A 12,965-nucleotide genomic window follows, 5' to 3' on the forward strand; every position below is an offset into this window, starting at 1 on the left:
ATGGCTGCCAAGGAAGTGAGGTTCCATTCCGACGCCCGCGAGAAGATGCTGCGCGGCGTCGACGTCCTCGCCAATGCCGTCAAGGTGACGCTTGGCCCGAAGGGACGCAACGTGGTGCTCGACAAATCGTTCGGCGCTCCCCGGATCACCAAGGACGGCGTCACGGTCGCCAAGGAGATCGAACTCGAGGACAAGTTCGAAAACATGGGCGCCCAGATGGTGCGCGAAGTGGCGTCGAAAACCAGTGACGTCGCCGGCGATGGCACCACGACGGCAACGGTTCTCGCCCAGGCGATCGTCAAGGAAGGTGCGAAGGCCGTGGCATCGGGCATGAACCCGATGGACCTGAAACGCGGCATCGACAAGGCTGTAGATGCCATCGTTGAGGAATTGAAGACAAACGCGCGTAAAGTCACCAAAAACGACGAGATTGCTCAGGTCGGGACGATCTCGGCCAATGGCGACACCGAGATTGGTCGCTTCCTCGCCGAGGCGGTCGAGAAGGTCGGTAATGAAGGCGTCATCACCGTTGAGGAAGCCAAGACGGCGGTGACAGAGTTGGAAGTCGTCGAGGGCATGCAGTTCGACCGCGGTTATCTCTCGCCGTATTTCATCACCAACCAGGACAAGATGCGGGTTGAGCTCGAGGAACCCTACATCCTGATCCACGACAAGAAGCTCTCGAACCTGCAGGCACTGCTTCCGGTCCTTGAAGCCGTGGTCCAATCGGGCAAGCCGCTTCTGATCATCGCGGAGGATGTCGAAGGCGAAGCGCTGGCGACGCTCGTCGTCAACAAGCTGCGCGGCGGTCTGAAGGTTGCGGCTGTCAAGGCCCCAGGCTTCGGCGATCGCCGCAAGGCGATGCTGGAGGATATAGCGATCCTCACGGGCGGAACCGCAATCTCTGAAGATCTCGGCATCAAGCTCGAGAATGTGACGCTCAATATGCTTGGCCGCGCCAAGAACGTCGTCATCGAGAAGGAAAACACAACCATCGTCGACGGCGCGGGCTCGAAGAGCGAGATTCAGGGCCGCGTCGCCCAGATCAAGGCGCAGATCGCGGAAACCACGTCGGACTACGATCGCGAGAAGCTGCAGGAGCGGCTGGCCAAGCTTGCCGGCGGCGTTGCCGTCATCCGCGTCGGCGGCTCGACCGAGGTCGAGGTGAAGGAACGCAAGGACCGCGTCGACGACGCCATGCATGCCACGCGGGCGGCGGTCGAAGAAGGCGTGCTGCCCGGCGGCGGTGTCGCCTTGCTGAGAGCCGTCAAGGCACTTGACAGCATCCAGACCGAGAATGCCGACCAGAAACACGGCATTGAGATCGTCCGCCGTGCAATCGAGGCGCCGGTGCGCCAGATCGCCGAGAACGCGGGTGCTGAGGGCTCGATCATCGTCGGCAAGCTGCGCGAGAAGACCGAATTTGGCTATGGCTGGAACGCCCAGACCAACGAGTTCGGTGATCTTTACGATCAGGGCGTAATTGACCCGGTGAAGGTCGTTCGCACTGCGTTGCAGGACGCTGCCTCGGTCGCCGGCCTGCTGATTACCACCGAGGCAATGGTTGCCGAGAAGCCGAAGAAGGAGGCGCCCGTGCCGCCGATGCCGGGAGGCGGCATGGACTTCTGACGGAACCGACGGTCCGCGCCCGCGGCGGGCGCGGACCGTCGGTGGATCTGTGAACCAAAACATGGGTTGCGCCGGAATTGGGGGCAGCGTTTGAACGTTGGACTGGTGCAGGTGGCAGGAGCCAAAAACGTGGCTCCGGACCCAAAACGTGGCTCCGATGAGGCCGGACCCGAGGGCCGTCACCCGCGCCGAGGAGGAGGCGAGGGCATGATGGCTGCTCGGCACATCGCAATCCGCAATTCTTTTTGATGTCGCGTGAATGGAGGAGAACGATGGAACACGATTGCTTTCGACATCCAGTCACAATCCTTGTGGGGCTCGGGTTTCCGGCTGAGATCCACGGCGTGAGAGAGGCCTATGCCTGGCTGAATGAGTGGCCGCCATCGAAACGAAATCCAACGCATGCCATCGCGCTCAAGGCCTGCAGAGCAGCATTTGCGGGCGAGATTGATGTCGAGACCGCTCGCGGGACGTTTGTCGCCTTCGCGCGACGGGCCAATCTCCTCGCACCCGATACCGAGGCGATCGTCGCCGCTAGTAGAGCCGGCGCGCTTGATGCTCGTTCGCAAGCTGGAGGCAGCAAATCGATCTGATCCGTAGGACCGAGCAGGTGATGAACGATATTCGATTTCCCGTTCCGGTGAGATTACGCCTGGCCACCGCCGAGGAGCGAGTTATCGCCAATTCCTGGGAAGCGCTGGAGTGCCTTGCCCAGTGGCCCGAAGGCGCGCGAGGGCGAGCCTATCGCGCAGCCTGTCGGGTCTGCCGCAACGCCTTGGACGGCTGGAGACGGCCGCAAGAAGCAAGAAGGGCATTCGTGAAGGCGGCACGACGCGCCGGGCTGCTACGCTCCCGCTAAAGTGCCGCGCTCATTGGCGCACTGCGGGGGTGGCGGGGCGGCGCTTTGCTGTTGTTCCTCGACGGCGTCCGCGGGGGGCATGTCGCAGTGAAGGAACTGCGGGAGGCCGCAATGGCGGCCTCCCGCGTCTTTCGTCAGTTCCCGAGAATGCCGGGCAGGCGCAGGCCCTTCTCCTTGGCGCAGTCGATGGCAATGTCGTAGCCGGCATCGGCATGGCGCATGACGCCGGTTGCTGGGTCGTTCCACAATACGCGCTCGATCCGCCGGTCGGCGTCCTCGCTGCCGTCGCAGCAGATCACGACGCCCGAATGCTGCGAGAAGCCCATGCCGACGCCGCCGCCGTGGTGGAGTGAGACCCAGGTCGCGCCGGAAGCCGTGTTCAGCAGCGCATTCAGGAGCGGCCAGTCCGAAACGGCATCGGAACCGTCCTTCATCGCTTCCGTCTCGCGGTTCGGCGAAGCGACGGAGCCGGAATCGAGGTGGTCGCGGCCGATGACGATCGGAGCGCTGAGTTCGCCCTTGCGAACCATTTCGTTGAAGGCAAGGCCGAGGCGGTGACGGTCGCCGAGGCCGACCCAGCATATGCGCGCCGGCAGGCCCTGGTAGGCGATGCGTTCCTTGGCCATGTCCAGCCAGTTGTGCAGGTGCTTGTTGTCCGGCAGCAGTTCCTTCACCTTGGCGTCGGTCTTGCGGATGTCCTCCGGGTCGCCCGACAGCGCCGCCCAGCGGAACGGGCCGATGCCGCGGCAGAACAGCGGGCGAATATAGGCCGGCACGAAGCCCGGGAAGGCAAAGGCGTTTTCAAGACCCTCGTCCTTGGCGATCTGGCGGATGTTGTTGCCGTAGTCGAAGGTGGGGACGCCCATCTTCTGGAAGGCGATCATCGCCTCGACGTGCTCGCGCATCGATGCGCGTGCTGCCTTTTCGACGGCCTTCGGGTCGCTGACGCGTTTTTCCTTCCACTGGCCCATCGTCCAGCCCTTCGGCAGGTAGCCGTTGACCGGATCGTGGGCGGAGGTCTGGTCGGTGACCAGGTCGGGCCGAATGCCGCGGCGAACCATTTCGGGGAGGATTTCCGCCGTGTTGCCGAGCAGGCCGACGGATTTCGCTTCGCCCGCCTTGGTCCAGCGATCGATCATCTCCATCGCTTCGTCCAGCGTCTCGGCCTTGGCGTCGAGATAGCGGGTGCGCAGGCGGAAATCGATCGAGTCCGGATTGCATTCGACGGCAAGGCAGCAGACGCCGGCCATGACCGCGGCAAGCGGCTGTGCGCCGCCCATGCCGCCGAGGCCGCCGGTCAGCACCCACTTGCCCTTGAGGTTGCCGCCATAATGCTGGCGACCGGCCTCGACGAAGGTCTCGTAGGTCCCCTGCACGATGCCCTGCGAGCCGATATAGATCCACGAGCCGGCGGTCATCTGGCCGTACATGGCGAGACCCTTCTTATCCAGCTCGTTGAAATGGTCCCAGGTCGCCCAGTGCGGCACGAGGTTGGAATTGGCGATCAGCACGCGCGGCGCATCCTTGTGGGTGCGGAAGACGCCGACCGGCTTGCCGGACTGGACGAGCAGCGTTTCGTCCTCGTTGAGATCCTTGAGCGTTGCGACGATCCGGTCGAAGTCCGCCCAGGTGCGGGCGGCGCGGCCGATGCCGCCATAGACGACGAGTTCGTGCGGGTTCTCGGCGACCTCTGGGTCGAGATTGTTCATCAGCATGCGCAGCGGCGCTTCGGTCAGCCAGCTCTTGGCGCTGATCTCGATACCACGCGGGCTGCGCACCTCGCGGATATTATGGCGCGGATTATTCACGTTCATGCCTCACTCCCTGTCAGTTTGAGGGCGAATGCCGTTGTTTCGATGCGTTTCAGGATGGCCTTGAGATGGGTGCGGAGGCGTTCGGCCTTCGCGGAATCCAGCGAGAACGGCGACGCTTCGGTCGCCAGGTGTGTGGACTGCGCAAGTTCCATCTGGATCGCGTGGACACCCGTTTCGGGCCGGCCATAGTGACGGGTGGTCCAGCCGCCCTTGAAGCGGCCGTTCAAGATGCTGTTGTAACCCTCTGCCGAAGCGGCGATATCTGTCGTTGCCGTTTCTATTTCGGCGCCGCAGGTCTTGCCCATATCCGTGCCGATATTGAAGTCGGGCAGCTTGCCTTCGAAGAGGAAGGGAATGTGCGAGCGGATCGAGTGGCAGTCGTAGAGCACCGCCACGCCATGGATCGCCTTGACGCGCTCGATCTCGGCGGCGAGTGCCGCGTGATAAGGAGCATGGAAATCGCGAAGCCTTGTCGCAATGTCGGTCTCCGTCGGTGCCTGATCCTCCTTCCAGATCGACACGCCATCGAAATCGGTTTCCGGCACGAGGCCGGTGGTGTTCTGGCCGGGATAGAGGCTCACGCCTTCCGGGTCGCGGTTGGCGTCGATGACGTAGCGGTGGAAGGTCGCGCGCACGGTCGTGGCTTCCGGCAGAAGTCCTTCGTAGAGCTCGTGGATGTGCCAGTCCGTGTCGGCGAGGATGCGACCGTTGTCGTTCAACCGCTCCCAGATCGGTGCGGGCACGTCGGTGCCCGTGTGGGGAAAGCCAAGGATGACGGGCGAGGTGCCCCGACGGACTTCGAAAACGGCCATGTCAGAGACCCAGCTTCGGAAGGATGCCATCGGAGACGGCGGCGTTGAGCGCGCCGGACGCGATGAGCTCGCCAGCCGCCTTCAGATCGTCGGCCATGTAGCGGTCCTCTTCGATCGTCGGCGACACACTGCGTACGGCAGCCACTGCCTTCGACAGTTCCGCGCTCGTCGTCAGCGGCGCCCGGAACTCGACGCCCTGGACGGCTGTCAGGGCCTCGATGCCGATGATCGAGAACAGGTTGTCGGTCATCTGCAGCAGGCGGCGCGCTCCGTGGCAGGCCATCGACACGTGGTCTTCCTGATTGGCCGATGTCGGCGTCGAGTCGACAGAAGCCGGATGCGCGAGTTGCTTGTTTTCCGACATCAGCGCGGCGGAGGTGACTTCGGCGATCATCAGGCCCGAGTTGAGCCCTGGCTTCTTGGCCAGGAACGCCGGCAGGCCATAGCTGAGCGCGGGATCGACAAGAAGCGCGATGCGGCGCTGCGCGATCGCGCCGATTTCGCAAACCGCAAGCGCGATCTGGTCGGCAGCGAAGGCCACCGGTTCGGCGTGGAAATTGCCGCCCGAGACGACGGAGTTATCCGATAGCACCAGCGGATTGTCGGTGACGGCGTTGGCCTCGATCGTGAGCGATGCGGCGACGGAGCGCAGGAGGTCGAGGCAGGCGCCGTCGACTTGCGGCTGACAGCGGATGCAGTAGGGATCCTGCACCCGTTCGTCGCCCTCGATATGGCTCTGCCGGATCACGGATCCCTCGAGCAATTGGCGAAGGGCGGCCGCGGTGTCGATCTGGCCCCGATGGCCGCGCAGCGTGTGGATGTCGGGATGGAAGGGTGCGGACGATCCCATTGCGGCATCGGTCGAAAGCGCCCCGGTGATGAGCGCCGCCTGCGCGGCGCGATGGGCACGGAAGAGGCCGGCGAGCGCCAGGGCGCTGGACGCCTGCGTGCCGTTGATCAGGGCGAGGCCTTCCTTCGCGGCGAGTGTCACGGGCGAAAGTCCGGCCTTTTCAAGCGCGGCTCCGCCCGGCATGCGCGCACCATCGAAGAACGCTTCTCCGTGGCCCATCATCACGGCCGCCATGTGCGCAAGCGGCGCAAGGTCGCCCGATGCGCCGACCGAACCCTTTTCCGGGATCAGCGGGATCACGCCCCGTTCCTGCATCGCCTCGATCAGGCGGACGAGTTCGAGGCGAACGCCCGAAGCGCCGCGGCCGAGCGAGACGAGCTTCAGCGCCATGATCAGCCGGACGATGTTTTCCGGCAGAGGCGCACCCACGCCGCAGCAATGCGACAGGATGAGGTTGCGCTGCAGCGTCGTCACGTCGGCGCTGTCGATCTTGATCGAGGCAAGTTTGCCGAAGCCGGTGTTGATGCCGTAAACCGGGGCATTGCCGGCAGCGATTTCGGCGATGCGAGCGGCGCTTTTTGCAATGGCGGCGTCGAAGGTGGGATCGAGGCGGGCCGGTTCCCGGGTCCAGTAGATCGTCTCCAGATCCTTGAGCGGAACGGAGCCTGGCTTAAGTACGATAGTCATTGGCCGATTCTTTCGCCTCCAAAGATGCGCTGATGCAGCGGATTGAAGCCTATCCGGTAGATAAGTTCGGCAGGCTCATCGATGTTCCAAATCGCGAGGTCCGCGAATTTGCCGACCTCGATCGTGCCGGTCTTGTCGAGGATTCCGAGCGCGCGTGCGGCCTCGCGCGTGACGCCCGCCAGGCATTCGCCGACGGTCAGCCGGAAGAGCGTCGCCGACATGTTCATGGTCAGAAGCACCGACGTCAGCGGCGAGGTGCCCGGATTGCAGTCCGTCGCAATGGCGATGCGCGTGCCGGCAGCGCGCAGCGCTTCGACCGGCGGCAGTTGCCTTTCCCGAAGCGTATAGAATGCACCGGGCAGAAGCACGGCGACGGTTCCGGCCTTTGCCAGTGCCGCTGCGCCTTCCGCGTCGAGATATTCGAGATGGTCGGCCGAAAGCGCGCCATAGGAGGCCGCGAGCTTGGCGCCGCCAAGATCCGAAAGCTGCTCCGCGTGGAGCTTGACCGACAGGCCGAGCGCCTTCGCGGCATCGAAGACACGGCCGATCTCGGCGGGAGAGAAGGCGATGCCTTCGCAGAAGCCGTCGACTGCGTCGACCAGGCCCTCGGCGTGGGCGCTTTCCAGGCCCGGCAGCACGACATCGGCGATATAGTCGCCGTTGCGCCCCTTATATTCGGGAGGTGTCGCGTGCGCGGCGAGATAGCTCGTCACGATGCGCACGGGGCGCAACTCCTGCAGCCGGCGCGCGGCTCGCAGCATCTTCAGCTCGGCCTCGATGTTCAGGCCATAGCCGGACTTCACCTCGACCGTTGCGACTCCCTCGCCAAGCAGCGTGTCGAGCCTCGGAAGTGCTGCTCGCACCAGTTCCTCGACCGACAGGGCATTGGTCGCCTTCACCGTCGAGGCAATGCCACCGCCGGCGCGCGCGATCTCCTCGTAAGTGGCACCTTCGAGCCGCAGCTGGAATTCACGCGCGCGGTTGCCGCCATGGACGATATGGGTGTGGCAGTCGATGAGCGCCGGCGTCATCCAGCGGCCTTCGCAATTGAAGACTTGATCGGCCCGGGAGAGGTCCGCGGGCAGGTCATTCTCGGAGCCGGCATATATGATCCGGTCGCCGCGTGTGGCCACGGCGCCGTTCTCGATGATGCCGAGCGGGCCCATATCCTCGCGAAGCGTCGCAAGGCGCGCGTTGCGCCAGAGGCTGGTCTTGCCTGAACTCGCGCTCCTGTTTCCGTCCATAGTTACCGCCCTTCTGTTGCGATAATGTATATACATAATATAGCCAATGACAAGTGTAAATTCACGACGTCACGGCACGAGGTCCCGGATCGGTCTGATGCCAGAGAACATAGGGTGATCTTGCGACATGGAAGGTCCCGGCCGCAGGCGTCTGAGATTTGGGCCGTCAGTTGGGGGGATGGTTGTCGCCGGCAGCGGGGCGATACATGCTGACGCTCGGCGGGGTTGTGCCGTCGAGCGGCGACCTTGGCGACCGCGTCCGCGCACCGTTTGTTTGAACATGTCCACGGTGCAGGAGGCAGATTGTGCAGCACAGTCGCGGTCAGCCAGCACGCCCTCCGGATTGGGATCGATCGGAGGCGGAGAGCGTCGAAGTGCTTGGCGTGAGTGCGGTTTGGCCGGTTCAATCGGCAGGGTTTGCGATCGGCGAAATCAGATCCCGCTCAGCGATCCCACCGAGTTTGGCGTCCGCGCCTGCGTTGCGTTGGCCGGCGCGGATGGGCTCTTTGTGCCACGCGCCGGCTTCATTTGAGGTTGAACTATTCCGCCAGGGTGGCCGCGAAGCGCCGCCGGTAGGAGCGCAGGCCCACGTAGAGGGCGGCGAGTGCTGCCACCGGAAACAGTGCCGCGAAGAAGCCGAGGTTGGCTGCGGCCGTGTTTTCCAGCACCCGCCCACCGATCGCGGTGCCACTGGCGATGCCGAGATAGATAGCCGAGGCGTTGAGCGACAGTGTCAGATGCGCCATCTCCGGCGCGAAGCCGACGAGGCGGCTCGCCTGGGCCGGCGGGAACGCCCAGCCGATGATGCCCCACGGCACCATGATGCCGATCAGCAGCAGGCCGGCGAGGTCGCGCGGCAGGAGGTTGAGCCCGAGGGCAATTACCAGCGACACCACCAGCGCCGACATCAGCGAAAGCACCACCACGCGCGTCGCGCCGACCCGGTCGGCCAAAAAGCCGCTGGAAAGGTTGCCGATCACCGCGCCCACGCCGAAAGCAAGTAGCAGGCCTGGCAGCGCCATTTTCGAAAGCCCCGCTCCGTCGATCGCCAGCGGCGCGAGATAGGAGATGATCACGAAGGCGCCGGCAAGATAGAGAAAGGTCACCATCAGCGACGAGGCCACGCCCGGGAGGCCGATGGCGCTGAAGCGTTCGGAAAGCGTCAGCTTCGTTCCGCTGAGGCCCCGCGGCAGACGCAGCCACAACACTGTGGCGCAGGCGAGCCCGAGCAAGGCGACCGCCCAGAACGTGCCACGCCAGCCCCAGAAGGCGGCGATCAGCGCGCCGAGAGGGGCACCCAGCGCCACTGCGAAGGTGGTACCGCCCACGACGATCGAGATTGCCAGCGCGCGATGCTCCGGGCCGGCCAGCGAAACCGCCGTCGCCTGGGCGGTGGCAGCAAACAGTCCACTCGCCATTCCCATCACGATTTGGGCAAGCAGCAGTGTGGTGAACGAGACACTTGTCGCAGCAATCCAGTTGCCCGCCACGAAGGCAAGCATCGCAGCCACAAGCAGCCGCCGCCTGTCAGCCGCTCCGGCTAGCGCGGAAAGCAGCGGCGCGCCGATGGCGTAGGAAAGCGAGAACACAGTGATCAGGTGCCCCGCATGCGGGATGGTCGTGTGTGTGTCGGCCGCGATCGATGGCAGAAGGCTCGAAAAAACGAAGCCGACTGTGCTCATCGTGAAGGAGCCGACAGCGAGCCAGATAAGGCGCTTGTCCATATATGGGTGCCCTTTGTTCAAAATATATTGAACTATTGAACTTTACCGGTGGCCATGTCAACATACGGAACGTTTGCCGGTCCTTTTAAGGCGGCGGACGTGGCATATTTAACTGGATGCCCCGCACAACTACCATGACCCTACCACATCCCACCGCCGATCAGATCACCCTGTCCAACGTTCTCGCCGCCTTGGGCGACCCGACTCGCCTGGCGATTGTGGGCTATCTCGCCCGCCGCGAGGGCCGGCCGACTATGTGCCTGAACTTCACGGATTTCGGTTCCAAGACCAATATCAGCTACCATCTGGCCAAGCTGCGCGAAGCGGGCATCACTCGCACCGAGGTCTCTGGCACCAGCCGGCTGATCACGCTGCGCAGGGACGATCTCGACAGTCGTTTCCCGGGCCTTCTTGATTCCATCGTCGCCGCCGCCGTGGACATGCCGATGGTGAAGACGATCGAGGACGCGGCGGAGGAGGCACTGGCGCAAGGCGTCGACAATAGCCATGTTCGCCGGGGAACCGATCGTGGTCTCGACGACAGCGCCGCCCGTCTTTTGAGACGCGCAAAGATCGCTGCAGCACGTTGAATTACTGCATGATTCCTCAAATCGAATCCGATTTGAGGAATCATGCGGTAGGCTGTCTGTGGGCAAGGTCTGTTGCCTGCCTACGGGCGCTGCACGAAAAAGCCCAGGACTATTGGGGCCGGCGTCGCGACGTTCGCGATCCTTCGTTCTTGCTCAGGCCGGATGATGCAACGCCGCGCAATGCCGCTCGACGAGTGCGACAAAACGATTTCCGGCGATCTCAAGCCGGCCGCTATTGTCGATCACCGTCACATCGGGTCCGGCGACGATCTCGGGCGTCTGCCGCGTGAGTCGGCGCAACACGTCCTCCTCGCTCTCGCGCCCCCGTTCGGCCAAGCGCTTCGCCAGCACCGGCGGGTCCGCGGTCACGAGCGCGACGGCGATGGTGCCGAAGGCCGCGCGAATGGCCGGGAGAGCGGCGCGGCTGCCGTTGACGATCGCTGTCATGCCGCTCGCGACCTTGCCGGCGATCTCGCTCGGAATGCCGTAGCTCAAACCATGCGCCTGCCACGAAACCGCGAAGGCACCGCTTCGCTTCATGTCGTCGAACTCCGCGGTCGAGACGCTTTCATGCACTTCACTACCGGCATCCGACGGACGCGTGATCACGCGCCGCACGAAGAGGATATCCGGACGATGCGCGAAATGGCGTGCGGCGAAGCCCATGACGCTGTCCTTGCCTGCCCCGCTTGGGCCGACGACGACGATGAGCGCTCCACGCCCCTGTCCGACCGCGGTCATGCGACACGCCGTCCTTCGCGCCAGACGGAGCGAACAACTGGAATTCCCTGCGGGCGGTGGACGCGCGCGATATCGGCGCGCAGCCCGACGGCGATCCGGCCGCGATCGGCGAGACCGACGGTGCGCGCCGGCGTCGCCGTAACCATGGCGATCGCCTGCGGAAGGCCGATCGCCTCGACCTCATCAGCCAGAATGAAGGGCGCATGGATGAGGCTGAAGGGGACATAATCGGACGAAAGCACGTCGAGCACGCCGCGCTCGGCGAGGTCGCGGGCGGCGATGTTGCCGGAATGGGACTTGCCGCGCACGATATTCGGCGCGCCCATCAGAACGCTCAATCCGGCGCGATGCGAGGCTTCCGCCGCCTCGAAGCTCGTCGGGAATTCCGCCAGACGGATGCCGTAGCCGATCGATTCCTCGACATGCTCGACCGTCGCGTCGTCATGGCTTGCGATGGTGATGCCGCGCGTAGCGCAGGCCTTTGCCAGCGCCGTGCGATGAGGTGTGGCGTACCGGGCGGAAAGCGCCTGCTGACGCTCGACGAACTCGGCGAAAGCCTCGTCCGAAAGGCCGCGCTTCGTCTTGTAGTAGAGCGTATACTGATCCATCGTCTGGAACTGGCGCTGTCCCGGCGCATGGTCCATCAGCGAGACGAGTCGAACTTGCGGGTCGCCTTGAAAATCCTCGTAATGATCGAGGACGTCGGAGGTCGAAACTTCGCAACGCAGGTGGATGAGGTGGTCGGCGCGCAGGCGCCCCTCCTCCTTGGCCTGTGCCAAGGCGTCGGCCATGCTTCGCATCTCGCCCTTCTGGAAGCCGCCGTCCTCGTCCGAACCCAGACGCAGACAGTCGAAGACCGTGGTAATGCCGGAGGTGACGACCTGGGCGTCGTGGGCCTGGATCGCCGCGATCTTCAGCCAGCGCACGCCCGGGCGCGGCGAGTAATGCGCCTCCAGGTGATCGGTGTGAAGTTCGATCAGGCCGGGCAGCAGGTAGTCGCCTTCGAAATCTTCGCCCGTGCTGCTTGCCCCTTCCGAAATATCGGCAATCCGGCCGTCGCGGATGAGGACGGAACCGTTGACGATCCTGTCCTCCAGAACGATGCGGGCGTTGCTCAAAACCTGTTCTTTGCTCATCTCATGCGATCTTTCGTTGGGATGCGCCGCCAAGCGGCAGCAGGGAATGGACGGTGAACGGCGCGCCGCGATGAGGCTCGACGAAAAGTGCAATGGTCGAAACCTCGAGCGGCTTGCCAATGAACGCCTCGAATGCGACGGTCAGCGTCTCGCGCATCACTGTTTGCGTCTCCTTCGGCACCGGCCCCGTCAGCGTCAGGTGGAAGAGAAATTCCTCAAAGACGTAAGGGTAACCCCACGTTGTAAGATATTCGCGCTGCCGCGGCGCAAGCTTCTCCGGAGTGCGGCGAGCGATATCGGCGTCGGTCAGCGGCGCCCGGAAGGGCTCGAAACGGCGTACGGCCTGTTCCGCCAGGTTGCGAAGAGGAGCGCAGTCTTCGGCCGGGACAAGTGCGAAAAAGGGGCCGATCTGGTGCAACACGATCTGCGGCACGTCGAACGCCTCGATCTCCGCCGCAAACTCGTCGAAGGCCGCCAGCAGATCCGCTTCACTCTTGCCTTCCGCGAGTTCGAACGGCGCCTTCAGCGTACCGTGAAAGCCGTATCGGCGCGGATCTGCCGTCAACACCATCTGATTTTCGCGCCCAAGCGCCGGGACTTCCGTCCAGCTCAGTGCTCCATCGACAAAGGCGTCGCGGCCAAGCCAACGGGCTGCGGTCTGCGTCAGCCGGTCATCGGCCGGCGGCGCGAAGTAGATTGCATAACGCACGGGTCTCACTTTCTGTATCGACCGGCCCGCCGTCCGGCGGGTCGATGTTCGCGGGGGGTGCGATGCGCAGCTAGCCGATTTGCATGACAACATCATGATGACTTCGGTGCGAAACGCAATTCGGGTCGGAGCGGGATGAGGAGAAGTGTGCGCGGTTTTCCGCCCGCATC

General features: G+C 64.0%; 11 protein-coding genes and 1 pseudogene. 4 read left to right on the plus strand and 8 right to left on the minus strand.

Annotated features, from left to right (window positions below; genetic code table 11):
• From groL to PZN02_RS19990, 3 genes are all read left to right on the plus strand, one after another.
• Positions 1–1,629, plus strand: coding sequence for a chaperonin GroEL (groL, locus tag PZN02_RS19980; protein ID WP_280662421.1), 1,629 nt, complete (start codon positions 1–3; stop codon positions 1,627–1,629).
• Positions 1,630–1,901: 272 nt separating this feature from the next.
• Positions 1,902–2,222, plus strand: a complete 321-nt coding sequence (locus tag PZN02_RS19985; RefSeq protein ID WP_280662422.1) for a DUF982 domain-containing protein — start codon at positions 1,902–1,904, stop codon at positions 2,220–2,222.
• Positions 2,223–2,242: 20 nt separating this feature from the next.
• On the plus strand, positions 2,243–2,488 hold the full coding sequence (locus tag PZN02_RS19990; protein ID WP_280663314.1) for a DUF982 domain-containing protein: 246 nt from the start codon (positions 2,243–2,245) through the stop codon (positions 2,486–2,488).
• 134 nt (positions 2,489–2,622) lie between these two features.
• Here the strand turns inward: PZN02_RS19990 and hutU are convergent, their stop codons facing one another.
• The 5 genes from hutU to PZN02_RS20015 all read right to left on the minus strand — a co-directional run bounded on the left by hutU (position 2,623) and on the right by PZN02_RS20015 (position 9,619).
• On the minus strand, positions 2,623–4,296 hold the full coding sequence (gene hutU, locus PZN02_RS19995) for a urocanate hydratase (RefSeq protein WP_280663315.1): 1,674 nt from the start codon (positions 4,294–4,296) through the stop codon (positions 2,623–2,625).
• Positions 4,297–4,298: 2 nt separating this feature from the next.
• A complete protein-coding gene (gene hutG, locus PZN02_RS20000; protein ID WP_280662423.1) occupies positions 4,299–5,114 on the minus strand; it encodes an N-formylglutamate deformylase in 816 nt (271 codons plus the stop codon).
• Between the two features lies 1 nt (position 5,115).
• Positions 5,116–6,651: a histidine ammonia-lyase gene (hutH, locus tag PZN02_RS20005; RefSeq protein ID WP_280662424.1), complete on the minus strand. Its 1,536-nt coding sequence runs from the start codon at positions 6,649–6,651 to the stop codon at positions 5,116–5,118.
• Positions 6,648–7,895 (minus strand): imidazolonepropionase, encoded by a 1,248-nt coding sequence (gene hutI, locus PZN02_RS20010; RefSeq protein ID WP_280662425.1) that lies wholly within the window; start codon positions 7,893–7,895, stop codon positions 6,648–6,650. Before hutI ends, hutH begins: the two co-directional genes overlap by 4 nt.
• 539 nt (positions 7,896–8,434) lie before the next feature.
• The gene (locus PZN02_RS20015) at positions 8,435–9,619 is read right to left on the minus strand and encodes an MFS transporter (protein WP_280662426.1); all 1,185 of its coding nucleotides are present in this window, start codon (positions 9,617–9,619) and stop codon (positions 8,435–8,437) included.
• A 134-nt stretch (positions 9,620–9,753) separates the two neighbouring features.
• On the opposite strand from PZN02_RS20015, the pseudogene PZN02_RS20020 reads away from it, so the two are divergent.
• A pseudogene (locus tag PZN02_RS20020) lies at positions 9,754–10,113 on the plus strand (ArsR/SmtB family transcription factor); the annotation flags it as partial.
• 249 nt (positions 10,114–10,362) lie between these two features.
• Here the strand turns inward: PZN02_RS20020 and phnN are convergent.
• From phnN to PZN02_RS20035, 3 genes are read right to left on the minus strand one after another with little or no spacing between them, the layout of a single operon-like run.
• Positions 10,363–10,950: a phosphonate metabolism protein/1,5-bisphosphokinase (PRPP-forming) PhnN gene (gene phnN / locus PZN02_RS20025; RefSeq protein ID WP_280662427.1), complete on the minus strand. Its 588-nt coding sequence runs from the start codon at positions 10,948–10,950 to the stop codon at positions 10,363–10,365.
• Entirely contained in the window at positions 10,947–12,086 is a 1,140-nt protein-coding gene (locus PZN02_RS20030) for an alpha-D-ribose 1-methylphosphonate 5-triphosphate diphosphatase (protein WP_280662428.1), read from the minus strand. Before PZN02_RS20030 ends, phnN begins: the two co-directional genes overlap by 4 nt.
• Before the next feature lies 1 nt (position 12,087).
• A complete protein-coding gene (locus PZN02_RS20035; RefSeq protein WP_280662429.1) occupies positions 12,088–12,795 on the minus strand; it encodes a DUF1045 domain-containing protein in 708 nt (235 codons plus the stop codon).
• Positions 12,796–12,965: the final 170 nt, after the last annotated feature.

The sequence above is a fragment of the Sinorhizobium garamanticum genome (assembly GCF_029892065.1).
GTDB lineage: Bacteria > Pseudomonadota > Alphaproteobacteria > Rhizobiales > Rhizobiaceae > Sinorhizobium > Sinorhizobium garamanticum.

Bases quoted from the DNA above. Each gene is read 5' to 3' on its own strand.
- groL (WP_280662421.1), top strand. From the start codon at position 1: ATGGCTGCCAAGGAAGTGAGGTTCCATTCCGACGCCCGCGAGAAGATG.
- PZN02_RS19985 (WP_280662422.1), top strand. From the start codon at position 1,902: ATGGAACACGATTGCTTTCGACATCCAGTCACAATCCTTGTGGGGCTC.
- PZN02_RS19990 (WP_280663314.1), top strand. From the start codon at position 2,243: ATGAACGATATTCGATTTCCCGTTCCGGTGAGATTACGCCTGGCCACC.
- hutG (WP_280662423.1), bottom strand. From the start codon at position 5,114: ATGGCCGTTTTCGAAGTCCGTCGGGGCACCTCGCCCGTCATCCTTGGC.
- hutH (WP_280662424.1), bottom strand. From the start codon at position 6,651: ATGACTATCGTACTTAAGCCAGGCTCCGTTCCGCTCAAGGATCTGGAG.
- hutI (WP_280662425.1), bottom strand. From the start codon at position 7,895: ATGGACGGAAACAGGAGCGCGAGTTCAGGCAAGACCAGCCTCTGGCGC.
- PZN02_RS20015 (WP_280662426.1), bottom strand. From the start codon at position 9,619: ATGGACAAGCGCCTTATCTGGCTCGCTGTCGGCTCCTTCACGATGAGC.
- phnN (WP_280662427.1), bottom strand. From the start codon at position 10,950: ATGACCGCGGTCGGACAGGGGCGTGGAGCGCTCATCGTCGTCGTCGGC.
- PZN02_RS20030 (WP_280662428.1), bottom strand. From the start codon at position 12,086: ATGAGCAAAGAACAGGTTTTGAGCAACGCCCGCATCGTTCTGGAGGAC.